Source organism: Pseudomonas sp. MF08875 (genome assembly GCF_059862525.1).
Genome location: NZ_JCBCUW010000001.1, coordinates 243,765 through 267,816 on the forward strand (window position 1 = coordinate 243,765; position 24,052 = coordinate 267,816).

24 protein-coding genes and 3 tRNA genes are annotated in these 24,052 nt (G+C 61.7%); 15 read left to right on the plus strand and 12 right to left on the minus strand.

Going from position 1 to position 24,052, the window contains the following annotated elements; translation table 11 throughout:
* Positions 1-19: 19 nt before the first annotated feature.
* Complete coding sequence (locus AC19YT_RS01180) at positions 20-973, plus strand: hypothetical protein (RefSeq protein ID WP_095108055.1); 954 nt, start codon at positions 20-22, stop codon at positions 971-973.
* A 37-nt stretch (positions 974-1,010) separates the two neighbouring features.
* Here AC19YT_RS01180 and dinB read toward each other — a convergent pair whose 3' ends face one another.
* Positions 1,011-2,072 (minus strand): DNA polymerase IV, encoded by a 1,062-nt coding sequence (gene dinB / locus AC19YT_RS01185; protein ID WP_095108054.1) that lies wholly within the window; start codon positions 2,070-2,072, stop codon positions 1,011-1,013.
* 300 nt (positions 2,073-2,372) lie between these two features.
* Here dinB and AC19YT_RS01190 point away from each other — a divergent pair.
* The 5 genes from AC19YT_RS01190 (at position 2,373) to AC19YT_RS01210 (ending at position 7,100) form a co-directional block, all read left to right on the plus strand.
* Positions 2,373-2,449: transfer RNA gene (locus AC19YT_RS01190), tRNA-Met, on the plus strand.
* A 153-nt stretch (positions 2,450-2,602) separates the two neighbouring features.
* Positions 2,603-2,679 (plus strand) — tRNA-Met (locus AC19YT_RS01195).
* A gap of 132 nt (positions 2,680-2,811) precedes the next feature.
* Positions 2,812-2,888, plus strand: a tRNA-Met gene (locus AC19YT_RS01200).
* A 274-nt stretch (positions 2,889-3,162) separates the two neighbouring features.
* A complete protein-coding gene (gene mprF, locus AC19YT_RS01205) occupies positions 3,163-5,805 on the plus strand; it encodes a bifunctional lysylphosphatidylglycerol flippase/synthetase MprF (RefSeq protein WP_500609579.1) in 2,643 nt (880 codons plus the stop codon).
* A complete protein-coding gene (locus AC19YT_RS01210; RefSeq protein WP_500609580.1) occupies positions 5,805-7,100 on the plus strand; it encodes a virulence factor family protein in 1,296 nt (431 codons plus the stop codon). Before mprF ends, AC19YT_RS01210 begins: the two co-directional genes overlap by 1 nt.
* Positions 7,101-7,165: 65 nt before the next feature.
* On the opposite strand, the gene AC19YT_RS01215 is transcribed toward AC19YT_RS01210, so the two are convergent.
* Positions 7,166-9,007, minus strand: a complete 1,842-nt coding sequence (locus tag AC19YT_RS01215; protein WP_371856227.1) for a potassium transporter Kup — start codon at positions 9,005-9,007, stop codon at positions 7,166-7,168.
* 367 nt (positions 9,008-9,374) lie between these two features.
* Between AC19YT_RS01215 and rimO the strand changes: the two genes are divergently transcribed.
* From rimO to tsaA, 6 genes are all read left to right on the plus strand, one after another.
* Complete coding sequence (gene rimO / locus AC19YT_RS01220) at positions 9,375-10,712, plus strand: 30S ribosomal protein S12 methylthiotransferase RimO (protein WP_095108050.1); 1,338 nt, start codon at positions 9,375-9,377, stop codon at positions 10,710-10,712.
* Between the two features lie 98 nt (positions 10,713-10,810).
* A complete protein-coding gene (locus AC19YT_RS01225) occupies positions 10,811-11,284 on the plus strand; it encodes a GNAT family N-acetyltransferase (RefSeq protein ID WP_500609581.1) in 474 nt (157 codons plus the stop codon).
* A gap of 93 nt (positions 11,285-11,377) precedes the next feature.
* Positions 11,378-12,088, plus strand: a complete 711-nt coding sequence (locus tag AC19YT_RS01230) for an rRNA pseudouridine synthase (protein ID WP_095108048.1) — start codon at positions 11,378-11,380, stop codon at positions 12,086-12,088.
* A gap of 77 nt (positions 12,089-12,165) precedes the next feature.
* Positions 12,166-12,627 (plus strand): YehS family protein, encoded by a 462-nt coding sequence (locus AC19YT_RS01235; RefSeq protein WP_095108047.1) that lies wholly within the window; start codon positions 12,166-12,168, stop codon positions 12,625-12,627.
* 132 nt (positions 12,628-12,759) lie between these two features.
* Positions 12,760-13,530, plus strand: coding sequence for an SDR family oxidoreductase (locus tag AC19YT_RS01240; RefSeq protein ID WP_095108046.1), 771 nt, complete (start codon positions 12,760-12,762; stop codon positions 13,528-13,530).
* A 146-nt stretch (positions 13,531-13,676) separates the two neighbouring features.
* Complete coding sequence (tsaA, locus tag AC19YT_RS01245; protein WP_095108045.1) at positions 13,677-14,375, plus strand: tRNA (N6-threonylcarbamoyladenosine(37)-N6)-methyltransferase TrmO; 699 nt, start codon at positions 13,677-13,679, stop codon at positions 14,373-14,375.
* A 63-nt stretch (positions 14,376-14,438) separates the two neighbouring features.
* Here the strand turns inward: tsaA and fpr are convergent, their stop codons facing one another.
* Positions 14,439-15,218, minus strand: a complete 780-nt coding sequence (gene fpr, locus AC19YT_RS01250) for a ferredoxin-NADP reductase (RefSeq protein WP_019827846.1) — start codon at positions 15,216-15,218, stop codon at positions 14,439-14,441.
* A 122-nt stretch (positions 15,219-15,340) separates the two neighbouring features.
* Between fpr and AC19YT_RS01255 the strand changes: the two genes are divergently transcribed.
* Positions 15,341-16,267 (plus strand): LysR family transcriptional regulator, encoded by a 927-nt coding sequence (locus tag AC19YT_RS01255; RefSeq protein WP_095108044.1) that lies wholly within the window; start codon positions 15,341-15,343, stop codon positions 16,265-16,267.
* A 6-nt stretch (positions 16,268-16,273) separates the two neighbouring features.
* Here AC19YT_RS01255 and AC19YT_RS01260 read toward each other — a convergent pair whose 3' ends face one another.
* The 3 genes from AC19YT_RS01260 to AC19YT_RS01270 form a co-directional block, all read right to left on the minus strand.
* Entirely contained in the window at positions 16,274-16,636 is a 363-nt protein-coding gene (locus tag AC19YT_RS01260; protein WP_500609582.1) for a diacylglycerol kinase, read from the minus strand.
* A 74-nt stretch (positions 16,637-16,710) separates the two neighbouring features.
* On the minus strand, positions 16,711-17,361 hold the full coding sequence (erdR, locus tag AC19YT_RS01265; RefSeq protein ID WP_095108042.1) for a response regulator transcription factor ErdR: 651 nt from the start codon (positions 17,359-17,361) through the stop codon (positions 16,711-16,713).
* 171 nt (positions 17,362-17,532) lie between these two features.
* Positions 17,533-18,309 (minus strand): tRNA-uridine aminocarboxypropyltransferase, encoded by a 777-nt coding sequence (locus AC19YT_RS01270; RefSeq protein WP_500609590.1) that lies wholly within the window; start codon positions 18,307-18,309, stop codon positions 17,533-17,535.
* Positions 18,310-18,503: 194 nt separating this feature from the next.
* On the opposite strand from AC19YT_RS01270, the gene AC19YT_RS01275 reads away from it, so the two are divergent.
* Positions 18,504-18,926 carry a quorum-sensing-regulated virulence factor family protein gene (locus tag AC19YT_RS01275; protein ID WP_095108041.1) on the plus strand — a complete coding sequence of 141 codons (423 nt, stop codon included), beginning with the start codon at positions 18,504-18,506 and terminating at the stop codon, positions 18,924-18,926.
* Here the strand turns inward: AC19YT_RS01275 and AC19YT_RS01280 are convergent, their stop codons facing one another.
* Positions 18,927-19,121, minus strand: coding sequence for a hypothetical protein (locus AC19YT_RS01280; protein WP_095108040.1), 195 nt, complete (start codon positions 19,119-19,121; stop codon positions 18,927-18,929).
* 200 nt (positions 19,122-19,321) lie between these two features.
* Between AC19YT_RS01280 and AC19YT_RS01285 the strand changes: the two genes are divergently transcribed.
* Positions 19,322-20,440, plus strand: coding sequence for an LOG family protein (locus tag AC19YT_RS01285; protein WP_500609583.1), 1,119 nt, complete (start codon positions 19,322-19,324; stop codon positions 20,438-20,440).
* A gap of 5 nt (positions 20,441-20,445) precedes the next feature.
* Here AC19YT_RS01285 and recX read toward each other — a convergent pair whose 3' ends face one another.
* The 5 genes from recX to AC19YT_RS01310 form a co-directional block, all read right to left on the minus strand.
* Positions 20,446-20,913, minus strand: coding sequence for a recombination regulator RecX (gene recX / locus AC19YT_RS01290; RefSeq protein WP_500596771.1), 468 nt, complete (start codon positions 20,911-20,913; stop codon positions 20,446-20,448).
* Between the two features lie 8 nt (positions 20,914-20,921).
* Positions 20,922-21,974: a recombinase RecA gene (gene recA / locus AC19YT_RS01295; protein WP_095108037.1), complete on the minus strand. Its 1,053-nt coding sequence runs from the start codon at positions 21,972-21,974 to the stop codon at positions 20,922-20,924.
* 83 nt (positions 21,975-22,057) lie between these two features.
* Positions 22,058-22,558, minus strand: a complete 501-nt coding sequence (locus AC19YT_RS01300; RefSeq protein ID WP_095108036.1) for a CinA family protein — start codon at positions 22,556-22,558, stop codon at positions 22,058-22,060.
* Between the two features lie 81 nt (positions 22,559-22,639).
* On the minus strand, positions 22,640-23,176 hold the full coding sequence (locus tag AC19YT_RS01305) for a lysis system i-spanin subunit Rz (protein WP_500609584.1): 537 nt from the start codon (positions 23,174-23,176) through the stop codon (positions 22,640-22,642).
* Positions 23,158-23,721: a glycoside hydrolase family 19 protein gene (locus tag AC19YT_RS01310; RefSeq protein ID WP_500609585.1), complete on the minus strand. Its 564-nt coding sequence runs from the start codon at positions 23,719-23,721 to the stop codon at positions 23,158-23,160. The genes AC19YT_RS01305 and AC19YT_RS01310 overlap by 19 nt, the downstream gene beginning before the upstream one ends.
* Between the last annotated feature and the right edge of the window lie 331 nt (positions 23,722-24,052).

A 24,052-nucleotide genomic window follows, 5' to 3' on the forward strand; every position in this document is an offset into this window, starting at 1 on the left:
AACCAGATCAAGAGACGTCATGTTCAAGCGAAACACCTTAGGCCTCGGTGGTGCCGCCCTGTGCGGCGCCCTGCTGGTCAGCGGCTGTGCCAATCACATGTCACAACGCAGCGAGCACGAGGAACGTGTCGAGCGCAAATTGCTCGAACACAGCCTGCAGATCGATGTCGGCGAGCCTAAGGTGCTCGAACTGCCTCAGCGCCGCGTGCGGATCCACGAACAGAAGACCTTCGAGGTCACTGAATTCGAGGTCACCCGCCGCTACGACCGCTACACCCCGTACCAACCCTGGCGAGAGGTCTACGAGATCCCGTTGGGCGCGGTCGCGGTGGTCGCGGGCATCGGCGCCAATGTGCTCAACGTGATCGCCCTGGGCAACCTGCCCGACAGCGTCACGCGGGACTGGATCAATTACGGTTTCGCCGGGCTCAACCCGGCCATGAACGTGCCATCCCATGGCCGCGCCCAGCAGAACCTGGCCGCCATCGAAGAAACCCAGCGCGATAAACGCCTGGAATACTCGAGCCTGCCCTGGAGCGAACGCCCGGTAGAGGTCAAGGCCGGCAAGCAGACCTTCAACCTGAGCACCGACCGCAACGGCGTCCTGCGCCTCAACCTGCTGGACAGCCCCTTCTCCGAGCAGGACCTGAACCACATCGGCAAATTGCAGATCAGCGTGGAAGATGCCCAGGACGACGTGCATTCGGACTCGTCGCTGGCCATCAGCAGCACGTTGCGCGGCAAGTTGCTGGAGGCTCACGCCCTGATCTACGACGACCTGGAGGATGACGAGGTGAGCCAATGGGTGCACCGGGTCAAACGCCTGTCGGAGCTGGGCTTGGAAGAAGAAGCCAGCGAACTGGAACAGAGCCTGATCGAACTGACCCGCAACGATCCCGAGTTGCAGGGTGAATTCCTCAAATCCCTGACCAAGGACGCCGGGCGCCTGGTCGCCGACCCTGGCGCTAACTGATACCCCAGTAGCGATGGCGGCCGGGACGGCGCCATCCTTACCGCTCGAACAGATCCAACTGTTCAAACCCGCCGCGCAAATCCTGTAGACGCACGCCAATGCCCAGCAACCGCACCGGCTTATCCCCGCGCTTGAAGGCCTGGGTCAGCATCTGCGTGTAACCCTGCAAATCCCGCCCTACTCCCGCCTGTTCCAGGGTGGTTTGCGTGAAATCGTGGAACTTCACTTTGACGAACGGCTTACCCGGGCGGTAGCTGCTGTCGATCCGCGCCATGCGCCCGGCCAGGGTTTCCAGCAGTTCAGGGAGCTTTTCCAGGCAACTGACCAGATCTGGCAGATCTACATCGTAGGTATTTTCAACACTGACCGACTGACGTCGGCTGTCGTTGTGCACCAAACGCTCATCGATCCCACGGGCTAACCCCCAGAGCCGCTCACCAAAACTGCCGAATTCACGTACCAGCGCTAACTTGTTCCAGTCCCGTAGCTCCAGGCAGGTGCTGATGCCCAGGCGCGCCAGTTTCTGCGCCGTGACTTTGCCCACGCCGTGCAACTTGCTGACGGGCAGCGCAGAGACAAAATCCTCGACCTGATCCGGTGTAATCACGAACAGCCCATTGGGCTTTTTCCAGTCGCTGGCGATTTTCGCCAGGAACTTGTTCGGCGCCACCCCCGCCGACACCGTAATGTGCAACTGGTTAGACACCCGCCGGCGGATGTCCTGGGCGATGCGCGTGGCGCTGCCATCGAAATGCGGGCACTGGGAGACATCAAGATAGGCCTCGTCCAGCGACAACGGCTCAATGAGGTCGGTGTAGTCGCGAAAGATTCCCTGGATTTCCTTGGACGCGGCTTTATAGGCGTCCATGCGCGGCTTGACGATGACCAGGTCCGGGCACAGTTGCAAAGCGTGGCGGGACGACATGGCAGAACGTACGCCATAAGCGCGCGCCTCGTAGTTGCAGGTCGCGATCACGCCCCGATGGTCTGCCTGGCCGCCGACCGCCAACGGCTTGGCGGCCAGGGCCGGGTTGTCACGCATTTCGATGGCGGCATAAAAACAGTCGCAATCGACGTGGATGATTTTGCGCTGCGTCATATAAAGGCAGGTTTGGCCAAGAGGAAAAGGACTACAAGATAAATGGAAGCGTAGTATCGCACTGAGAACTGTATATAGCACCAGTACTTTGCTTCTTCTGATTGAGGTGGCGGAAGAAGCGCTAGTAATTTATTTGCTCAATCGAATTAAAGTCGTCAATAGAGCTGAAAGCCATACCTGGCAACCCCTGCAGCGGTTCACGACCTCTCGATCGGGGTCCTAAGCGATTGAAGCCAAAGAGGTTTCCCCAGGTTTTCGGTTGACAGCCCAGCGTTCCTCTGTAGAATGCCGCCACACAGACGCGGGATGGAGCAGTCTGGTAGCTCGTCGGGCTCATAACCCGAAGGTCGTCGGTTCAAATCCGGCTCCCGCAACCAAACATCAAAAAAGGCTACTCGCAAGAGTGGCCTTTTTTGTGCGTGTCGCTTTTGAGTAGATACCCTTTTCAATCAAAGGCTTAGCTAAGTTGTCCATCCAAGCCATTAACGATTGACACCTGCGCGTATGCCTGTAGGATGCCGCCACACAGACGCGGGATGGAGCAGTCTGGTAGCTCGTCGGGCTCATAACCCGAAGGTCGTCGGTTCAAATCCGGCTCCCGCAACCAAACATCGAAAAAGGCTACTCGCAAGAGTGGCCTTTTTTGTGCGCGCAGGTTTTTAGGTCAGGTGCTGATTGCACGGCCCGGCAGATTAGCGATTGACACATCTTGATTGGCCTGTACAATGCCGCCCACAGACGCGGGATGGAGCAGTCTGGTAGCTCGTCGGGCTCATAACCCGAAGGTCGTCGGTTCAAATCCGGCTCCCGCAACCAAACATCGAAAAAGGCTACTCGCAAGAGTGGCCTTTTTTGTGCCTGTAAGAAATTTCCTTCCAGAACAATAGCCTGCAGCGAAAAGCAGGCACCGGGCCGCTACCCTGCGCCCATTAGCGACTATGCTCTTGCGCTGCTCCACTCCGGCACCTACACCGCGCGGGGGCGGTGAAACAGGATTTGCCGTTGTAACTATCTGAAATAATTTTTCCCCAGGGATTGGTTACCTGGCCGGATGCCCCCATCCTGTCGCGCACCATCCAAGAGGTGATTGATGCGCGCCCATTCGTCCGATCCACAAGACACCGTCACCGCAACCCAACCCATCGCTGCCAAACGCCTGCAATGGCTGGACTTGCTGAGCAAGTACCGCCAGCCCATCGGCCTGGCCGTGACGCTGTTGCTGTTCGCCATGGCCTTGATCGCCTGCCGCCATTTGTTGAGCGCGCTGGACCTCAACGCGCTGCACGACTCGATCCTGAATGTGCCCAAACCGGCGCTGCTCGGTGCCTTGGCCGCGACAGCCGCCGGTTTCGTTTTCCTGCTCGGCTATGAATGGTCCGCCAGCCGTTATGCGGGTGTCAGCCTGCCGCCGCGCACCCTGGTCCTGGGCGGTTTCACCGCGTTTGCCATCGGCAATGCCATTGGCCTGTCCCTGCTTTCGGGGGGTTCGGTGCGCTATCGCCTGTATGCGCGCCATGGCCTGGGGGCGTCCGACGTGGCGCACATGACGCTCTTCGCCAGCCTTTCCCTGGGCTGCGCGCTGCCACCGCTGGCCGCACTGGCGACCCTGAGCAACCTGCCCGCCGCCTCGGCGGCGCTGCACCTGCCCGAAGCGCTGTTGGGCACGATTGCCGTCGCGGTACTGCTGCTCGGCGCGGTGCTGGCCGTGGGTATCTACCGCCGTCGCCTGCCCGAGCAACCCTTCAAAGACAGCCTGCTGGTACGCGCCGGGCGCCGTACCCTGCGCCTGCCGGGGCGGCGCCTGACCTTCTTGCAATTGCTTATCACCGCGCTGGACGTGGCCGCTGCCGCTACCGTGCTGTACTTGCTGCTGCCCGAAGCCCCGCCCTTTGGCGCCTTCGTGCTGGTGTACCTGCTGGCCCTCGCCGCCGGCGTGCTCAGCCATGTGCCTGGCGGGGTCGGGGTGTTCGAGGCGATCCTGCTGGCCGCCTTTGCCAACCAACTCGGCGCCGCGCCACTGGCCGCCGCGCTGCTGCTGTATCGCTTGATCTATGTGATCCTGCCGCTGTTGGTGGCGTGCTTGCTGTTGCTGGTCAATGAAGGCCAACGGTTGTTCCAGTCGCGCCAGTCGTTGCGGGTCGCTTCCGGCCTGGCGGCGCCCATTCTTGCGGTGCTGGTGTTCCTCTCGGGGGTGGTGCTGCTGTTTTCCGGGGCGACACCCGAGATCGACACGCGCCTGGAGCACATCGGCTTCCTGATTCCCCATCGCCTGATCGACGCCTCGCACTTTGGCGCCAGCCTGGTGGGCGTGTTGTGCCTATTGCTGGCCCAGGGCCTGCGCCGGCGCCTGTCGGCGGCGTGGATGCTGACTACCGTGTTGCTGCTGGTGGGCGCCCTGCTCTCGCTGCTCAAGGGCTTCGACTGGGAAGAGGCCAGCCTGCTGACCCTCACCGCGTGCCTGCTGGCGGTGTTCCGCAGTTCGTTCTACCGCCCCAGCCGCCTCACCGAAGTGCCCTTCTCACCGCTGTACCTGGTGGCCAGCGTGTGCGTGCTGGGGGCGTCGATCTGGCTGCTGTTGTTCGCCTACCAGGACGTGCCCTACAGCCATCAGTTGTGGTGGCAGTTCACCCTCGACGCCGATGCGCCCCGGGGCCTGCGCTCGTTGCTGGGCGCCGCCGTGGTGCTGGTGGTGGTGTCGCTGACCTGGCTGCTGCGCACCGCCCGCCCGGTGATCCACCTGCCCAACAGCGAGGAACTGTCCAAGGCCTGGAAGATCCTCATGGCCTCGGCCCAACCCGACGGTGGCCTGGCCCTGACCGGCGACAAAGCGCTGCTGTTCCACCCCAACGACGACGCTTTCCTGATGTATGCCCGCCGCGGCCGCAGCCTGGTGGCGCTGTACGACCCCATCGGGCCGCCCCAGCAACGGGCAGAGATGATCTGGCAGTTCCGTGACCTGTGCGACATCCACCATGCCCGCCCGGTGTTCTACCAGGTGCGCGCGGAGAACCTGCCGTACTACATGGACATCGGCCTCACCGCCATCAAGTTGGGCGAAGAGGCCCGCGTCGACCTGCTGCGTTTTGACCTCGAAGCCAAAGGCAAGGAGATGAAGGACCTGCGCTACACCTGGAACCGCGGCACCCGCGATGGTTTATCCCTGGAGATCCACGAACCCGGCCACGCGCCGATGGACGAACTCAAGGTCATCTCCGACGCCTGGCTGACGGGCAAGAACGTGCGTGAAAAAGGTTTCTCCCTCGGGCGTTTCAGCGAGGACTACCTCAAGCATTTTCGCGTTGCGGTGATCCGCTTCGAGGGACGGCCGGTGGCCTTTGCCAACCTGCTGGAGACCTACAGCCATGACCTGGCCAGCCTCGACCTGATGCGCGCCCACCCGGACGCGCCCAAGTTGACCATGGAGTTTTTGATGGTGGGTCTGATCCAGCACTATAAAAACCACGGCTATGCCCGTTTCAGCCTCGGCATGGTGCCGCTGTCGGGCCTGCAACCGCGGCGCGGCGCGCCCCTGACCCAGCGCCTGGGTTCGATGGTGTTCCGCCGTGGCGAGCAGTTGTACAACTTCCAAGGCCTGCGCCGCTTCAAGGACAAGTTCCAGCCGGACTGGGAACCGCGTTACATGGCTGTCCCCGCCGGACTCGATCCGCTGGTGGCTCTGGCCGATACTGCCGCCCTGATTGCGGGCGGCCTGACTGGATTGGTGAAACGCTGATGACTCTACGCTTCTGGCGGTATGTATTGGTCACCCTGGTGACCCTGGCCCTGATCGCCGCGCTCGGTTACTGGTATTGGAACCGCCCGGCGCCCGAACCGAGCCTGGAACGCCTGGCGCCGGCCGATGGCGCCGCGATAACCCGTGTCACCCCCGGCACCACACCACGGGCCCACGTGGTGGTGGCGGTGACCGACGAACAGACACTCAGCGACGCCCAGTTGCTGGCCCTGAGCCGTGGCGCCAGTGCACAGATCGTCCAGGTGATCCTGCCCAGCGACTGCATCCACCAGGGCCGCGCCCTGCAATCGGCGCTGCGCCAGTTGCACGGCCCGGCGACCCTGGTCAGCGGTATCGGCCCGGGCGCGGTGCTGGCCTGGCGTTGGCTGGCGGAACAGAAAGACGACAAGGCCCAGGCTGTCTCGGTGGACCTGGCCCTGGAAAAACCCGGCTGCACCCACCTGCTGCCCAGGAAAGCAGCCTACGGCCATTGGCTCGCGGCGTGGAACGACAACCCCGACGACACCAGCGCAGGCTTCGTGCGCGACCAGCCCAATGCGCAAACCAGCATCAGCGACTACGACATCAACCTGACCCAAGTGCTGAACAACGAGCTGCGCAAAATCCTGATCGGCGCCGACAAGGGCAATGGCGGCCTGAACATCCCCGTGGTGGAAGTCCCGGCCCAGGCGAACAACGACACCGTGACCCTATTCCTCTCCGGCGACGGCGGCTGGCGCGACCTGGACAAGGACGTGGCCGGGGAAATGGCCAAGATCGGCTACCCGGTCGTGGGCATCGACACCCTGCGCTACTACTGGCAGCACAAGAGCCCCGAGCAAAGCGCCACCGACCTGAGCGAACTGATGCAGCACTACCGGCAAAAATGGGGCACCAAGCGCTTCGTCCTCACCGGTTACTCCTTCGGTGCCGATGTGCTGCCGGCCATCTACAACCGCTTGCCCGAGGCCGAGCAGCAACGGGTCGATGCCATTATCCTGCTGGCCTTCGCCCGCACCGGCAGCTTTGAAATCGAAGTCGAAGGCTGGCTCGGCAACGCCGGCAAAGAAGCCGCCACCGGCCCGGAAATGGCCAAGCTGCCCGCCGCCAAAGTGGTGTGCATCTACGGTGGCGAAGAGGCCGACGAAAGCGGCTGCACCGACAAGAGCGTCGTCGGCGAAGTGGTGAAACTGCCCGGCGGCCATCACTTCGACGAAAACTACCCGGCCCTGGCCAAGCGTTTGGTGGACCTCATCAACAAACGCCAGAACGACAGCAAAGTCGCCGAACAATAAGCTGAGCCCACACAAAAAAAGCCCCCGCTGCCGCAAGGCAACGGGGGCTTTTTTGTGGCGCAGGCTTACATCTCGACTTGGGTACCCAGTTCGATCACCCGGTTTACCGGCAGGTTGAAGAAACGCAGGTTGCCGTTGGCGTTTTTCAACATGAAGGCGAACAAGGCTTCGCGCCAGCGGGCCATGCCTTCGAGCTTAGAGGCGATCACCGTTTCGCGGCTCAGGAAGTAGGTGGTGCGCATGGGGCTGAAGTCCAGGTCTTGCAGGTGGCAGAGCTTCAGGGCCTGGGGTACGTCGGGTTCGTCGGTGAAGCCAAAGTGCAGAATGACCCGGAAAAAGCCTTCGCCATGGGCCACCACTTCGAAGCGCCGCGACGCCGGTACGCGGGGGATGTCTTCATAGACCACCGTCAGCAGTACCACCTGTTCGTGCAGCACCTGGTTGTGCAGCAGGTTATGTAGCAAGGCATGGGGCACGGCGTCCGGACGGGCGGTGAGAAACACCGCTGTACCCTGAACCCGATGCGGTGGCTGCACGCGGATGCTGCTGATAAAGATCGGCAGCGGCAACCCGCTTTCGTCCAGGCGATCGACCAGCAGTTGCTTGCCACGCTTCCAGGTGGTCATCAACACGAACAAAACGATGCCCGCCAGCACCGGGAAGGCGCCGCCCTGAATGATTTTCGGCACGTTGGCAGCGAAGAACAGGCCATCGACCAGCAGGAACCCCAGTAACACCGGCACCGCGAGGATCGGTGGCCATTTCCACAACAGCAGCATCACTGCCGACACCAGGATGGTGGTCATCAGCATGGTGCCGGTCACCGCCACGCCGTAAGCCGAGGCCAGGGCGCCGGACGACTCGAAGCCCAGCACCAGCAGGATCACCCCGACCATCAGCGCCCAGTTGACGGCGCCGATGTAGATTTGCCCCTGCTCATCGCTGGAGGTGTGTTGGATGTGCATGCGCGGGATGTAGCCGAGTTGGATCGCTTGACGGGTCAGGGAGAACGCCCCGGAAATCACCGCTTGGGAGGCGATCACCGTGGCCAGGGTCGAGAGCGCTACCAGCGGGATCAGCGCCCAGCTCGGCGCCAGCAGGTAGAAGGGGTTGCGCGCCGCTTCCGGGTCCGCCAGCAGCATCGCGCCCTGGCCGAAGTAATTGAGCACCAACGCCGGCAGCACCAGGATGAACCAGGCACGGGCAATCGGCTTGCGGCCGAAGTGGCCCATGTCGGCGTACAGCGCCTCAGCGCCGGTCAGCGCCAGCACCACCGCGCCGAGGATCGCCACGCCCATGCCCGGGTGCACCATAAAGAAGCGCACAGCCCACACCGGGTTCATCGCCTTGAGCACTTCCGGTTGATGGACGATGCCCCAGACGCCCAGCGCCCCCAGCACCAGGAACCAAGTCACCATCACCGGGCCAAACAGGATGCCGATGCGCGCCGTGCCATGGCTCTGGATCAGGAACAACGCCACCAGCACCACCAGCGACAGCGGCACCACCCAATGGTCGATGCCGTCGAAGGCCAGGCCCAGCCCTTCAATGGCCGAAAGCACGGAAATCGCCGGGGTAATCATGCTGTCGCCATAGAACAGCGCAGCGCCGATCAAGCCGCACACCACCAACAGGGTGCGCAGGCGCGGGTGATCCGCCGCCGCCCGCCGTGCCAGGGCGGTCAGGGCCATGATGCCGCCCTCGCCCTGGTTGTCAGCGCGCAACACAAACAGCATGTACTTGATCGAAACTACCCAGATCAGCGACCAGAAAATCAGCGCCAGGATGCCCAGCACCCCATCGTGATTGACCGGTACCCCGTACCCGCCGGAAAACACCTCTTTGAGGGTGTACAACGGGCTGGTGCCGATATCGCCGTAAACCACCCCGACCGCCGCCACCAGCATGCTCAACGGCTTGGCGGGCGAATGCCCGGCATCCGCCACCTGACTACTTGCCTGACCCATCAACCACTCCTGCCACCGCACCGGGGCTTAATTGGAAAGCGCGCCTACACTTGAAAAACCCGCGCGACCTGTCGTGCAGCATGGGCGTTTTACGCGTTGTAACAGATTCTCAATTGACCTACGGGATCCGCTCGGTCTTGACGGCGCGAAGCATAGCGCAGCACTCGTCGTTTTTCCCTGCATAAAGCTGGTCAAGTGCGTTTCCCATCGCTAGAATTGCGCACTTTTTGACCAGAGGCGCAGCCAAGCGCCCACCCGCAACCTCGTCGTGCCCGACCGGTTGTGTCATTCCATACCGAGGTTAGACATGTCCACCACCCCCGCGCCGGCCAATCCCAAGGTTGGCTTCGTCTCTTTGGGTTGCCCAAAAGCCTTGGTCGACTCCGAGCGCATCCTCACGCAGTTGCGAATGGAGGGCTATGACGTCGTGTCCACCTACCAGGACGCCGACGTGGTAGTCGTCAACACCTGCGGTTTCATCGATTCGGCCAAGGCCGAGTCGTTGGAAGTGATCGGTGAAGCCATCAAGGAAAACGGCAAGGTCATCGTTACCGGTTGCATGGGTGTCGAAGAAGGCAATATCCGCAACGTGCACCCCAGCGTGCTCGCGGTGACCGGCCCGCAGCAGTACGAGCAAGTGGTCAACGCGGTGCACGACGCCGTGCCACCACGCCAGGACCACAACCCGCTGATCGACCTGGTGCCGCCGCAAGGCATCAAGCTGACGCCGCGCCACTACGCCTACCTGAAGATTTCCGAAGGCTGCAACCACAGTTGCAGCTTCTGCATCATCCCCTCGATGCGCGGCAAACTGGTCAGCCGCCCGGTGGGCGACGTGCTGGACGAGGCCCAGCGCCTGGTCAAGGCCGGGGTCAAGGAACTGCTGGTGATTTCCCAGGACACCAGCGCCTACGGCGTGGACGTCAAGTACCGCACCGGGTTCTGGAACGGCGCGCCGGTGAAAACCCGCATGACCGAACTGTGCGAAGCCCTGAGCAGCCTCGGCGTGTGGGTGCGCCTGCACTACGTCTACCCCTACCCTCACGTGGACGAACTGATCCCCCTGATGGCCGCCGGCAAGATCCTGCCGTACCTGGACATCCCGTTCCAGCACGCCAGCCCCAAAGTGCTCAAGGCCATGAAACGCCCAGCCTTTGAAGACAAGACCCTGGCGCGGATCAAGAACTGGCGCGTGATCTGCCCGGATCTCATCATCCGTTCCACCTTCATCGTCGGTTTCCCCGGCGAAACCGAAGAAGACTTCCAGTACCTGCTCGACTGGCTGACCGAAGCCCAGCTCGACCGCGTCGGTTGCTTCCAGTATTCGCCGGTCGAAGGCGCCCCGGCCAACCTCCTGGACGCGGCCATCGTGCCCGATGACGTCAAGCAGGATCGCTGGGACCGCTTCATGGCCCATCAACAGGCCATCAGCTCGGCGCGCCTGCAACAGCGCATCGGCCGCGAGATCGAAGTGCTGGTGGACGAAGTTGACGAACAGGGCGCCGTCGGCCGCTGCTTCTTCGACGCCCCGGAAATCGACGGCAACGTGTTCATCGACAACGGCAGCAACCTCAAGCCTGGCGACAAAGTCTGGTGCAAGGTCACCGACGCCGACGAATACGACCTCTGGGCCGAACAGATCTAAGGCCTGAAGCTGAAAAAGCCCTGCTCTGTGACAAGATGCGGGGCTTTTTTACGGCTATCGTTCTGGGCATCGCCACCACCGCACAAGGAACCGCCGGCATGCTCAAGCACTCGGCCATCCACACCCCCAAACAGAGCGACTACGACGAGTTGACCCAGGTGTGGGAAGCCTCGGTACGCGCCACCCACAACTTCCTGCCCGAGAGCTACATCAGCCTGCTCAAGGACCTGGTGCGCACCCGCTACCTGGATGCGGTGATGCTGATCTGCACCAAGGACGCACGCCAGCACATCACCGGGTTCGCCGGCATCGCGGCGGGCAAGATCGAAATGCTCTTCATCGACCCAGCCCAGCGTGGCCAGGGCCTGGGCAAGCAGTTGCTGCGCTATGCCATCGAGCACCTCAATGCCGATCAACTGGACGTCAACGAACAGAACCCGCAAGCCCTGGGTTTCTACCTCAAGCAAGGTTTTGAAGCCGTCGGTCGCTCAGAGCACGACGGCATGGGCCAGCCCTACCCGCTGCTACACATGCGCTTGCGCCCGGCCCAGGCTGCGGCCCGACGCGGCTGAACCGGCGCAAAAAACCGGCCCCTGCAAATGGACCCGCGATTAACCGGCGCCAGGCAGGTACAATGCCCACCCCTTTTTTACTACGGCCCTGTCATGACTGACCCGATACGTCTCTCCAAACGCCTCATCGAACTCGTCGGCTGTTCCCGTCGGGAGGCTGAGCTGTTCATCGAGGGCGGCTGGGTCACCGTGGACGGCGAAGTGATCGACGAGCCGCAGTTCAAGGTCGACACGCAAAAAGTCGAGCTGGACAAGGACGCCAAGGCCACCGCGCCAGAGCCGGTCACCCTGCTGCTCCATGCCCCGGCGGGCGTGGACGCCGAAACCGCGATGCAGAGCCTGGGCGCCGAAACCCTGAGCGAAGAACACCGCTACGGCAAGCGCCCGCTCAAGGGCCACTTCCTGCGCCTGAACGCCAGCGCCGACCTGCAAGCCAACGCCAGCGGCCTGTTGGTGTTCACCCAGGACTGGAAAATCCTGCGCAAACTCACTGCCGACGCCAGCAAGATCGAGCAGGAGTACGTGGTCGAGGTCGAGGGCGACATGGCAGCCCATGGCCTCAATCGCCTGAACCACGGCCTCACCTATAAAGGCAAGGAGCTGCCGGCAGTCAAGGCCAGTTGGCAGAACGAGAATCGCCTGCGCTTTGCCATGAAGAACCCGCAACCGGGAATCATCGCCCTGCTGTGCCAGGCTGTCGGCCTGAAGGTCATCGCCATGCGCCGCATCCGTATCGGCGGCGTGTCCATCGGCAAGGTGCCGGTGGGCCAATGGCGCTACCTGTCCGCCAAAGAGAAGTTCTAACGACTTCGCGCAACACCCTACATCTCGACGCCGCGCCCAGACGCGGCGCTCACGACCGATCGATCAGGACTGCCCACATGATTCATAACGACGTACTGCGCAGCGTGCGCTACATGCTCGACATCAGCGACAACAAGGTTGTCGAACTCATCAAGCTCGGCGGCATGGACGTCAGCAAGGAAGACCTGGTGACCTACCTCAAGAAAGACGAGGAAGAAGGCTTCGTCTTCTGCCCCGACGAGGTCATGGCCCACTTCCTCGATGGCCTGGTGATCTTCAAGCGCGGCAAGGACGAGAGCCGCCCGCCGCTGCCCATCGAACTGCCGGTCACCAACAACATCATCCTGAAAAAACTGCGTGTGGCCTTCGAGCTCAAGGAAGACGACATGCACGCGATCCTCAAGGCCTCGGAGTTCCCGGTGTCCAAGCCCGAGCTGAGCGCGCTGTTCCGCAAGTTCGGCCACACCAACTACCGCACCTGTGGCGACCAGTTGCTGCGCAACTTCCTCAAGGGCCTGACCCTGCGCGTCCGCCCCTGACCCTTGCCCTGTGGGGCGGCCACCCACGGCCGCCCCACAGGCATGCCCGCCCATTCTCACCAGCAATGATGGCTCCGCTGCGCGCCACTGACCGCTAGGGTAGCGACATCCCCTCAGCCCTCAGGATTCGCCATGCACCCTTACTTCTCCCTGCAAGGCCGCACCGCCCTGGTGACCGGCGGCACCCGTGGTATCGGCAAAATGATCGCCAAAGCCTTCGTCGAAGCCGGCGCCACCGTCTATGTCTGCGCTCGCGATGCCCAGGCCTGCGCACAAACCGCGCTTGAGTTGAGCGCCCACGGTACGTGCCATGGCATCGCCGCCAACCTGGCCACGGAGGAAGGCGTGCAGCAACTGGCCGCCACCCTGGGCGAGCGCATCGGCCAACTCGACATTCTGGTCAACAACGCTGGCACCACGTGGGGCGCGCCCCTGGAAAGCTACCCGGCCAAGGGCTGGGAAAAGGTCATGCAACTGAACGTGACGTCCGTGTTCACCTGCATCCAGCAATTGCTACCACTGTTGCGCAAGGCCGGCTGCGCGGCGAACCCAGCACGGGTCATCAACATCGGCTCGGCGGCCGGTATTTCTTCCTTCGGCGAACAGGCCTACGCCTACGGCCCGAGCAAAGCCGCGCTGCACCAACTGTCGCGCCTCCTCGCTCGGGAGCTGGTGAGCCAGCACATCAACATCAACGTGATCGCCCCCGGGCGCTTCCCCAGCAAAATGACCCAGCACATCGGCAACGATGAACAGGCCCTGGCCGAAGACACCGCGCTGATCCCGATGAAACGCTGGGGCCGAGAAGAGGAAATGGCCGCTCTCGCCATCAGCCTGGCGAGTACGGCCGGGGCCTACATGACCGGCAACATCATTCCTTTGGATGGCGGGTTTAGCCTCTGAGATAGCGCGCGGCTATCGCGGGCAAACCCCACAGGGAAGCGATTGCGCTGAGGTGGGAGCGAACCCGCTCGCGATAGCGCCCCAACGACCACCCCGGCGCCTACCCGGGTTATCATGCCCGCCCCTCTTGCGCCTCGATCCAGACCATGACCTACAGCGTTTCCCCCATCGGCTTCGTGCGCTCCTGCTTCAAGGAGAAATTCGCCATCCCCCGCCAACCGCAACTGGCACCGGCGGCACGGGGCGTCTTGGAGTTGGTGGCGCCTTTCGATCAAGGCGAAGCGGTGCAGGGGCTGGAACAGGTGAGCCATGTGTGGCTGCTGTTCCTGTTCCATCAAGCCCTGGAAGACAAGCCACGGCTCAAGGTGCGCCCGCCACGCCTGGGTGGCAACAAATCCATGGGGGTGTTCGCCACGCGCGCCACCCATCGCCCGAACGGCATCGGCCAATCGGTGGTGAAGCTGGACAAGGTGGAGGCGGGGCGCCTGTGGATATCCGGTATCGACCTACTGGACGGCACGCCGGTCCTGGACATCAAGCCCTACGTGCCTTACGCCGACATCATCGCCGCTGCCAGCAACACCATCGCCAGCGCCGCGCCGGCATTGATCCCGGTGCAGTGGCAGGATTCGGCCCTGCAACAGGCTCACAGCCACGCTCAGCGCCTTGCAGAGCCGTTGGTGGAACTGATCGAGCAATGTCTGGCCCAGGACCCCCGCCCGGCCTACCAGGCACCGGCGCCGGAACGCGAGTACGGGGCGCAGTTCTGGGACGTGGATGTGCGCTGGCACTACCCGCAACCAGGGTTGATCCGCGTGCTGGAAGTCATCCCCGCACACGCCTGAACCCCAGAAACGACTGTGGGAGCGGGCAAGCCCGCTCCCACACAGGAGCCGCTTTAAACAGGCTTACTTCTCGACGAATGCACGCTCGATCAGGTAATCACCGGGCTCGCGCATGCGCGGCGAGACTTTCAGGCCGAAGCTGTTGAGCACTTCGCTGGTTTCGTCGAGCATGCTCGGGCTGCCGCACAGCATGGCGCGGTCGTCCTGCGGGTTGATCGGCGGCAGGCCGATATCGCTGAACAGCTTGCCGCTGCGCATCAAGTCGGTCAGGCGCCCCTCGTTCTCGAACGGCTCGCGGGTCACGGTGGGGTAGTAGATGAGTTTTTCGCGCAGCGCTTCGCCGAAGAACTCGTTCTGCGGCAGGTGCTCGGTGATGAATTCGCGGTAGGCGACTTCATTGACGTAGCGCACACCGTGGCACAGGATCACTTTCTCGAAACGCTCGTAGGTTTCCGGGTCCTGGATCACGCTCATGAACGGCGCCAGGCCGGTGCCGGTGCTGAGCAGGTACAAATGCTTGCCCGGTTTCAAGTCGTCGAGCACCAGCGTGCCTGTCGGCTTTTTGCTGATGATGATCTCGTCGCCTTCCTTGAGGTGCTGCAACTGGGACGTCAGCGGGCCATCGGGCACCTTGATGCTGAAGAATTCCAGATGCTCTTCCCAATTGGGGCTGGCAATCGAGTAAGCGCGCATAAGCGGGCGGCCGTTGGGCTGTTGCAGGCCGATCATCACGAACTGACCGTTCTCGAAGCGCAGGCCCGGATCGCGGGTGCACTTGAAGCTGAACAGAGTGTCGTTCCAGTGGTGAACACTGAGGACACGCTCGTGGTTCATGTTGCTCATGTACGTGGGACTCCTGGAGATTTTGCCTGCGCCGACAGGGTGCGCAATTGCATCGCATTCTAATGGCGGTGACAATATCTGTTAAATGGATTATTAAGATAAGGGTTATCGGTTATATCGATATGCGATTTACTCTCCGTCAACTTCAAGTATTCGTCGCCGTCGCTCAGCAAGAGAGCGTGTCCCGTGCTGCCGGCCTGCTCGCCCTGTCGCAATCGGCGGCCAGCACTTCGATCACGGAACTGGAACGCCAATCCAGCTGCCAGTTGTTCGACCGCGCCGGCAAACGCCTGAGCCTCAACGCCCTGGGCAAACAACTGTTGCCCCAAGCCGTGGCCCTGCTCGACCAGGCCAAGGAAATCGAAGACCTGCTCAACGGCAAGTCCGGTTTCGGCTCACTGGCGGTCGGCGCCACGCTAACCATCGGCAACTACCTGGCCACCCTGCTGATCGGCAGCTTCATGCAGCGCCATCCCGAGAGCCAGGTGAAACTCCATGTACAGAACACTGCCCATATCGTGCAGCAAGTTGCCCACTATGAAATTGATCTGGGTCTAATCGAGGGCGACTGTAGCCACCCGGATATCGAAGTGCAGAGCTGGGTCGAGGATGAATTGGTAGTGTTCTGCGCGCCTCAGCACCCCCTCGCCGCCCAGGGCCAGGCGAGCATGGAGCAGTTGACCCATGAGGCGTGGATCTTGCGGGAACAGGGTTCGGGCACGCGCCTGACCTTCGACCAGGCCATGCGCCATCACCGCAACTCGCTGAACATCCGCCTGGAACTGGAACACACCGAAGCGATCAAGCGTGCGGTGGAGTCGGGCCTGGGCATCGGCTGCATTTCCCGCCTGGCCCTGCGCGATGCGTTCCGCCGCGGCAGCCTGGTACCGGTGGAAACCCCGGACCTGGACCTGGCGCGGCAGTTCTACTTCATCTGGCATAAACAGAAGTACCAGACGTCGGCCATGCGCGAATTCCTGGAACTGTGCCGCGCCTTCACCGCCGGGGTGCAGCGCAGCGACGAAATCGTGCTGCCCAGCATCCCCTGAGCGAGGTCAGAGCAGAATCACCGCCCACACCACGGCAATCATGCTCAACGCCACGAATTGCGCGGCGCTGCCCATGTCCTTGGCGTTTTTCGACAAGGGGTGCAGGTCCAGAGAGATGCGGTCGATGGCCGCTTCCACGGCCGAGTTGAGCAACTCGACGATCAGCGCCAGCAGGCACACGGCGATCAGCAAGGCACGCTCGACGCGGCTGACGTGGAACAGGAAACTCACGGGAATCAGGATCACGTTGAGCAAAACCAACTGGCGAAAGGCGGCTTCGCCGATAAAAGCGGCGCGCAACCCATCAAGGGAATAGCCGCCAGCGTTGAGAATGCGTTTAAGACCGGTTTGACCTTTGAAAGGCGACATAGAAGTAGGCAACTGAAAAAAGGAAGGGGAAAACTAGTTCAACGGAAGTCAAAAAAGCGTGAAGGCACAACGCCTTACTGGCTGGAAATTGACTCAAGCTGTTGCAGCAACAGTGCCGCCTGGGTGCGGGTGCGCACGCCCAGCTTGCGAAAAATCGCCGTAACGTGGGCCTTGATGGTGGCCTCCGACACGCTCAACTCATAGGCGATCTGTTTGTTCAACAAGCCTTCGCAGACCATGGTCAGCACGCGGAACTGCTGCGGCGTCAGGCTGGCCAACCCGGCACTGGCGGCTTTGGCTTCATCGGAAACAGCCACATCCTCGAACGCTTGGGGCGGCCACGACACATCACCGTCCAGCACCGTGCGCACGGCCTGCTGGATCGCTTCCATGGAGCTGGATTTGGGAATGAAGCCACTGGCGCCGAACTCGCGGGACTTGACCATGATCGACGCTTCCTCCTGCGCCGAGACCATCACCACCGGAATTTGCGGATACTGGCCACGCAACAGCACCAACCCGGAAAAACCGTAGGCCCCCGGCATATTCAGGTCCAGCAGCACCAGGTCCCAGTCGGCCTTCTCGGTCAGACGGGTTTCCAGTTCGGCAATACTCGCCACTTCCACTAACCGGACCTCAGGGCCAAGGCCCAAGGTGACCGCTTGGTGCAGTGCGCTACGGAAGAGGGGGTGGTCATCGGCAATCAGGATTTCGTATGTGGCCATCAGTCAAATGATCCTGTTTTTTATGGGAGAACCGATGGATTCGGTCCTCGCCAAAACAACATAAGGTGACAACCTGCTGGCCATCACCGAAGGGCGAACTCAAACCAAAGGCCCGCCAAACGGGGCGGGCGCCCTAAACGGCGCCAAGCATGCCCAGCGCAGCCTATGGGGTCAAGCCGCAGTGCCACTACGTGCCTGCATGGTAAGAGCACCTTGCGGGACAAAGGGCGCCAGTTCAGCGTGGGCGGCAGTGGTCTCGTCTAGGGGTAATTGATGCTTGGCATCCAAGTAATGCTGGCTGAACACGTCAAAATAGGCGCCCAACGCCGAGGACGCGGGGCCATCGCCCGCCAGTTCCAGGCACAAAGCCGCCACTTCGGCTGTACACAGGTGCTCACTGCGGGTGGAGCGGCGCAAGCGGTAGCGCGACAGTTTTTCCGGCAGCAGGCTGAGGATCGGCAAGCCGTCGAAATACGGGCTCTTGCGGAAAATCTTGCGGGCCTCGGTCCAGGTTGCGTCCAACAGAATAAACAGCGGCCGCTTGCGGCTATCGACCTGAACCTCATGAGTGACCCGCTCAGGCTCGACATACTCACCGGGAAACACCAGGTACGGTTGCCACTGCGGGTCGGCCAATAGCGCCAGCAACTGGGGGTTGGTTTCGGTACGCGACCAGATAAAGGCAAAGTTGTCTTGCACCACATCCGCGATCAACCACCCGGTATTGCTCGGCTTGAACACTTCCTTGGCCGTCATTATCAAGCACACCGCCGAGCGGGCCTGGACCTGAGGGCGCCAGGCGCACAGGCAATGGCTCTCGATCACCCTGCAATCATGGCAGCGCGGCGCGCGGGAACCGCGGGCCAGATAAGGCTTGGTGCTCTCTTCCTCGCGCTCGTCACGCAGGCACGCAACGGCATTGACGGCAAAGGGCGAAGCAGCGCGCAGGGTCACAGACAACTCCGGCGGGGAATGAGAATCGGCACAAATAACACTCAGGCGGGCAAAAAAAGTAACCGCAGTTTACCAGAGCAACACGCTCAAACCTGTACCGTCCACACCGCCTCCCCTATAATTCGCCGCCACTGAACGCACAGTCACGTGGCTGGTCGAAGCACCAGTCACTGAACCAGGAGAGTTTCATGCTGCGCCTTATCGTTCCTACCGCTGCCGTTCTGCTGGCGTCATCCTTCGGCGTGCAAGCCGCCTCACTCAAAGAACTCGAACTGAGCAAAATGCTGCAAAGCGTCGCCGCCCAAAGCAGCGTCGGCACGCCCCGGGCCATCAACGAAGACATCCTCGACCAGGGCTACACCGTGGAAGGCAAGGAGCTGATAAACCACCTGAGCGTGCAAAGCAGCCACGCCGAAAAAATGCGCGCAGACCCCAAGGCCGTGTACTTCCAACTGGGCTCCACCGTGTGCAACAACCCAGGCTTTCGCAAGCTGATGGCCAAGGGCGCGGTGATGCGCTACGAGTTCACGGAGGTCAAGACCAACCGCCCGGTTGCGTCGGAACGCTTCCAGGAAGCCGATTGCCTGCAACCGGCCAAAAAGAAAAAGTAATCACTGCTCCATTGCGCGCCGCTGCAAATCATCGGCGCGCAGCTCCGCCACCAGCGCTTGCAGATACTGCGAGTGCTGCCGGGGGCCCTCCAGGCGCCGCCGGCATTCATCCTCAACGCTACGATGATTGGCCCGCGCCGCCGCCTGCAACAGCTGATACAACTCGGTATCGATTTCCAGAATGATTCTGGTCATGTTTCGCCTCCCTGCGCTTGCCCACGCCAAACAGCGTCGTGATGCCTGTGTTGAGTAAATCAGAGCCATCACCGCATGCCGGCACTTCTGACCAGCGGTGATCCGCGCCCACGGCTTGCGATTGAGCGGTTGCCAGGCACGACCAGCGGAGGCCATGATCGAATCGGCAAAACCAGGCGTTGTGCAGAAGGAGACGTTGAATGCCTTACCAATCGAATGACCTCCTCAGCCGAGATCTTCAGGGCAACGGGGGCGAGCTCGCCCAGCAGGTCGAAGAACAACTCAAACTGATTTCCCCCAACAGCGCGAATATCGCGATTTATCGCGACATGATCCTCACCGTCCTGCATATGGCCAAGCAAGACCATAGCCGCTGGAACGCCAAGATCACCCTGCAGGCGTTGCGTGAACTGGAACAGGCCTTCCGTGTGCTGGAGCAGTTCAAGGGGCGGCGCAAGGTCACTGTGTTCGGCTCTGCGCGAACCGCCACCGAGCACCCGCTTTACGCCATGGCCCGGGAGCTGGGCGCCGCGCTGGCGAGGTCAGACCTAATGGTCATCACCGGCGCCGGGGGCGGCATTATGTCTGCAGCCCATGAGGGCGCAGGCTTGGAGCACAGCCTGGGGTTCAACATCACCCTGCCCTTCGAGCAGCACGCCAACCCCACGGTCGATGGCACCGGCAACCTGCTGCCGTTCCATTTTTTCTTCACCCGCAAGCTGTTTTTCGTCAAGGAAGCCGATGCACTGGTGCTCTGCCCGGGCGGCTTCGGCACACTGGATGAAGCATTGGAGGTATTGACCTTGATCCAGACTGGCAAAAGCCCCCTGGTTCCCGTGGTGCTGCTGGACACACCGGGCGGGCGCTTCTGGGAAAGTGCCCTGGATTTCATCCGCAACGAACTGGAGGCCAACCACTACATCCTGCCCAGCGACATGAAGCTGATGCGCCTGGTCTACAACGTCGAGGAAGCGGTGCAGGAGATTCAGCAGTTCTACGGTAACTTCCACTCCAGCCGCTGGCTGAAGCATCAGTTCATCATCCGCATGAATCACCCGTTGAACGAGCAGGCACTGGAGCACATCCAGCAAGCTTTTGCCGACCTGTGTTTGAGCGATTGCTTTCATCAACACAGCTACGCCGGTGAAGAACAGGATGAGGCGCAGTTCAGCCACCTGACGCGACTGTCGTTCACCTTCACCGCCCGTAATCACGGGCGCTTGCGCGAGTTGGTGGACTTTATCAACCTGCCGGAAAACTGGGCCGAGGCCACCCCGCAGGCTTCACAGCGCAACCGTGAACCGATCAAGCTCACCTGACCGGCTCAGTCATCCAGGCCACGGCCGCTGAACAAGCGGCCGATCATCTCCATCGAAAAACCCCGGTAGCTCAGGAACCGCCCTTGCTTGGCACGCTCGCGGACATCGATCGGCAAGTGCCCGGCGAATTTCCGGCGCCAGGTGTCTTCCAACTGTGCCTGCCAATCGATACCGCTTTCGCGTAAGGCGAGTTCGATATCGGTTCGTTGCAGGCCACGTTGGCTCAACTCTTCACGAATACGCAGAGGGCCGTATCCGGAGCGGGCACGGTAGGAGACAAAGCTTTCGAGGTAGCGCGATTCGGACAGCAAGCCCTCTTGCGTCAAGCGGTCGAGTGCGGCATCGATCATTTCAGGAGGGGCGCCGCGCTGACGCAACTTGCGCGTCAGCTCGACTCGACCATGCTCGCGTCGCGCGAGCAGGTCCATTGCGGTTCGCCGTACGGCGACGGGTGTATCGAGTACGGCTGTCATGGGATCAATCAGATATCGGCGTCAGCCAGATCATCAACAGCTTCCTTGACCGGCGAAGCCTTGGTGTCTGCAGTCGGGGTCAGCAGCTTGTCGCGGATCTGTTTTTCAAGTGTGGCCGCAATCTCTGGGTTCTCCTGCAGGAACTTGGCCGAGTTGGCCTTGCCCTGACCGATCTTGGTGCCGTTATAGGCATACCAGGCCCCGGATTTTTCGACAAAGCCGTGCAACACGCCCAGGTCGATCATCTCGCCGTTCAGGTAGATACCCTTGCCGTAGAGAATCTGGAATTCAGCCTGGCGGAACGGCGGTGCCACCTTGTTCTTCACGACCTTGACACGGGTTTCGCTGCCGACAACTTCATCACCTTCCTTCACCGCGCCGGTACGGCGGATGTCCAGGCGCACCGAAGCGTAGAACTTCAGCGCGTTACCACCGGTGGTGGTTTCCGGGCTGCCGAACATCACGCCGATCTTCATGCGGATCTGGTTAATGAAGATCACCAGGCAGTTGGCGTTCTTGATGTTGCCGGTGATCTTGCGCAGCGCCTGGGACATCAAGCGAGCCTGCAGGCCAACGTGCATGTCACCCATCTCGCCTTCGATCTCGGCTTTTGGCACCAGGGCCGCCACGGAGTCGATGACGATGACGTCGATGGCATTGGAGCGCACCAGCATGTCGGTGATTTCCAGTGCCTGCTCGCCGGTGTCCGGCTGGGACACCAGCAGGTCGTCGACGTTGACGCCCAGTTTGCCGGCGTATTCCGGATCCAGGGCGTGCTCGGCGTCGACGAAGGCGCAGGTCGCGCCCATCTTCTGGGCCTGGGCGATTACGGACAGGGTCAGGGTGGTTTTACCCGAAGATTCCGGGCCGTAGATTTCAACGATACGGCCCTTTGGCAGGCCGCCGATGCCGAGCGCGATGTCCAGACCCAGAGAGCCAGTGGAAATGGCCGGGATCGCCTGACGGTCGTGATCGCCCATACGCATTACGGCACCCTTGCCGAATTGACGTTCGATCTGACCCAGGGCCGCAGCCAAGGCTTTCTTCTTGTTGTCGTCCATTAAAGTCCTCACGTAATCAATAAGGCCTGACGGCCAACACCTGTATAAGTAGACAGTATTATTCCACAGCGTTTGAAGATCGCCTACCCCTGTTTTGAGATTTCTGCCTCGGCATGCAGCAACAAGCCCTCTAGCGCGGCCTTCACCGTTTGTCGGCGGACATCGTCGCGGTTGCCGGGGAAGTGCCGCACCTCGCTCACTACCGCCTCTCCTACGCCCCAAGCCAGCCAAACGGTGCCCACCGGTTTATGCGGTGAGCCACCGTCCGGCCCCGCCACACCACTGACCGCCACGGCAAAATGCGCCCCGCTTTTAGCCTGGGCGCCACGCACCATGGCCTCGACCACCTCGCGGCTCACCGCCCCAACCTGGTCGAACAAAGGCGCGGGCACGTCCAACTGGCGGGTTTTCTGGCGATTGGAATAGGTCACGTAACCGGCCTCGAACCACGCCGAACTGCCGGCAATGCGCGTGATCGCTTCGGCAATCCCGCCCCCGGTACAGGACTCGGCGGTGCTGACGTGGGCATTGAGCACCTGCAAACGCCGCCCCAGTTCAGCGGCAAGCTGAGTAATTTCGTCCATGACTGTCTCCCGGTCAGGTTGGCGAAACCACCACCCTACACGAGCCGCCTGCCCTGACAAGCCGCCCAGGCGCTCAAAATGTTAGCGCCCAATCGCCCGCACATAGGCCTGGCAGGCGCGTAGGGCAATCAGTCCCTGATCGCCGGCGTCGGTGATGGCGATAATTCGCTGAGCATGCGCTGGGTCAAGTCGGGCGCGCGCGGCGCCATGAACCACGCCGCCGGTGCCGGTAGCGGCGGGCACTGCACCGCCAGCGGCTGAACCCGCACCGTCGAGGAGGACTGACAGCCGCAGATCAGCAGTGGCAAGACGGTCGCGTAGGCGAGCCTGGTTGCCTTGTGCATCGCTTAACTCCTGATAGTGCTGTTGGTCACTGGCCTGAAGCTGCTGCTCCAGCGCCAGACGTTGATCCTGGGCGGCCCGCAACCCACTCGCCGCCGCCACGGATAGCTGTTGCAGCGCCTGGGCGTGCACACTGGCCTGCTCCGCCAACTGCCGCCCAAAACGCCACGCCTGAATTTGCCAGGAACCCGCCGCCGCACCGCCCGCCACCACGGCCAGCAACACAACGACGCCCGTCACCTGGAACCCCCTGGGCATCAGGCCGAAGGCTGGCATAACACCGCCCTCGCCCGTGCCCACAACTGCAAACGGTCCTGCAGCCCATTCAACCCGCCGTTGATCCGCCGGGTGATGCTGTTGAACTGATCCTGGTCCGCCAGCTCATTGAGCCCATTAAGCTGCCAAAACCACCCCGCCGACTCCGCGGCCCACTGCGGTTGCTCCAGCAATTGAGGTTGCTGGAGCAACCGCTCATCACCAAACAACGCGAGGCTGCATTGCCGATAATTGGCGCGCCCGGTGATTTGCAAGAGGCCGCGGCCGCGGTAACACTGCCCATCTCCATCGGCCTCAGGCGTATTACCCAGGCGCCTTGCCAACGAACCGGTGTCGTACTTGCTCAGGTAGTGCTCACTGCCCAACTCACGCAGGTACTGCAATTGGCCAGACTCATGGCCCACCTGCGCGAGAAATGCAGCGATGCGTTTGGGTGTGGTGATTTGGTGATGAGGCATGGCGGCGTTAAGGGCAGAAATGAAAACGCCCGCTTGGGTGCGGGCGTTTGGGAGGATTTTATTGAGTTGATGTTCTGTTAACGTCATATCATTAACCTGCAAAAGAACCGAAATATAGATTAACCATTGCATTCGTTATTAGATAATGACAACCGCCGGCAACATCAGATTTCTTTTCACTCAGCGACTGCAAACTAACACCTCCATGCCGCCAAACTAGCCAGCAGATCAAATCAACTTGATTCGCCCTGGATAAGCTATGTTTTGAGGGCGAGCGATACCACCATGCTTGGCGGTTGCAGGATCTGAGTGCAACACGGTTATTGAATTGAAGCGGGAGCATCATGCCGCATCACCACGGCTTCTTGCATCACTTCGCCCATCACCTCGATCGGGCATTTGAAGTCGAAGCGTTTGC

Coding starts and splice junctions, on each gene's coding strand:
- AC19YT_RS01180 (WP_095108055.1), top strand. CDS start 20: ATGTTCAAGCGAAACACCTTAGGCCTCGGTGGTGCCGCCCTGTGCGGC.
- dinB (WP_095108054.1), bottom strand. CDS start 2,072: ATGACGCAGCGCAAAATCATCCACGTCGATTGCGACTGTTTTTATGCC.
- mprF (WP_500609579.1), top strand. CDS start 3,163: ATGCGCGCCCATTCGTCCGATCCACAAGACACCGTCACCGCAACCCAA.
- AC19YT_RS01210 (WP_500609580.1), top strand. CDS start 5,805: ATGACTCTACGCTTCTGGCGGTATGTATTGGTCACCCTGGTGACCCTG.
- AC19YT_RS01215 (WP_371856227.1), bottom strand. CDS start 9,007: ATGCTGGTGGCGGCGGTCGGGGTGGTTTACGGCGATATCGGCACCAGC.
- rimO (WP_095108050.1), top strand. CDS start 9,375: ATGTCCACCACCCCCGCGCCGGCCAATCCCAAGGTTGGCTTCGTCTCT.
- AC19YT_RS01225 (WP_500609581.1), top strand. CDS start 10,811: ATGCTCAAGCACTCGGCCATCCACACCCCCAAACAGAGCGACTACGAC.
- AC19YT_RS01230 (WP_095108048.1), top strand. CDS start 11,378: ATGACTGACCCGATACGTCTCTCCAAACGCCTCATCGAACTCGTCGGC.
- AC19YT_RS01235 (WP_095108047.1), top strand. CDS start 12,166: ATGATTCATAACGACGTACTGCGCAGCGTGCGCTACATGCTCGACATC.
- AC19YT_RS01240 (WP_095108046.1), top strand. CDS start 12,760: ATGCACCCTTACTTCTCCCTGCAAGGCCGCACCGCCCTGGTGACCGGC.
- tsaA (WP_095108045.1), top strand. CDS start 13,677: ATGACCTACAGCGTTTCCCCCATCGGCTTCGTGCGCTCCTGCTTCAAG.
- fpr (WP_019827846.1), bottom strand. CDS start 15,218: ATGAGCAACATGAACCACGAGCGTGTCCTCAGTGTTCACCACTGGAAC.
- AC19YT_RS01255 (WP_095108044.1), top strand. CDS start 15,341: ATGCGATTTACTCTCCGTCAACTTCAAGTATTCGTCGCCGTCGCTCAG.
- AC19YT_RS01260 (WP_500609582.1), bottom strand. CDS start 16,636: ATGTCGCCTTTCAAAGGTCAAACCGGTCTTAAACGCATTCTCAACGCT.
- erdR (WP_095108042.1), bottom strand. CDS start 17,361: ATGGCCACATACGAAATCCTGATTGCCGATGACCACCCCCTCTTCCGT.
- AC19YT_RS01275 (WP_095108041.1), top strand. CDS start 18,504: ATGCTGCGCCTTATCGTTCCTACCGCTGCCGTTCTGCTGGCGTCATCC.
- AC19YT_RS01280 (WP_095108040.1), bottom strand. CDS start 19,121: ATGACCAGAATCATTCTGGAAATCGATACCGAGTTGTATCAGCTGTTG.
- AC19YT_RS01285 (WP_500609583.1), top strand. CDS start 19,322: ATGCCTTACCAATCGAATGACCTCCTCAGCCGAGATCTTCAGGGCAAC.
- recX (WP_500596771.1), bottom strand. CDS start 20,913: ATGACAGCCGTACTCGATACACCCGTCGCCGTACGGCGAACCGCAATG.
- recA (WP_095108037.1), bottom strand. CDS start 21,974: ATGGACGACAACAAGAAGAAAGCCTTGGCTGCGGCCCTGGGTCAGATC.
- AC19YT_RS01300 (WP_095108036.1), bottom strand. CDS start 22,558: ATGGACGAAATTACTCAGCTTGCCGCTGAACTGGGGCGGCGTTTGCAG.
- AC19YT_RS01305 (WP_500609584.1), bottom strand. CDS start 23,176: ATGCCAGCCTTCGGCCTGATGCCCAGGGGGTTCCAGGTGACGGGCGTC.
- AC19YT_RS01310 (WP_500609585.1), bottom strand. CDS start 23,721: ATGACGTTAACAGAACATCAACTCAATAAAATCCTCCCAAACGCCCGC.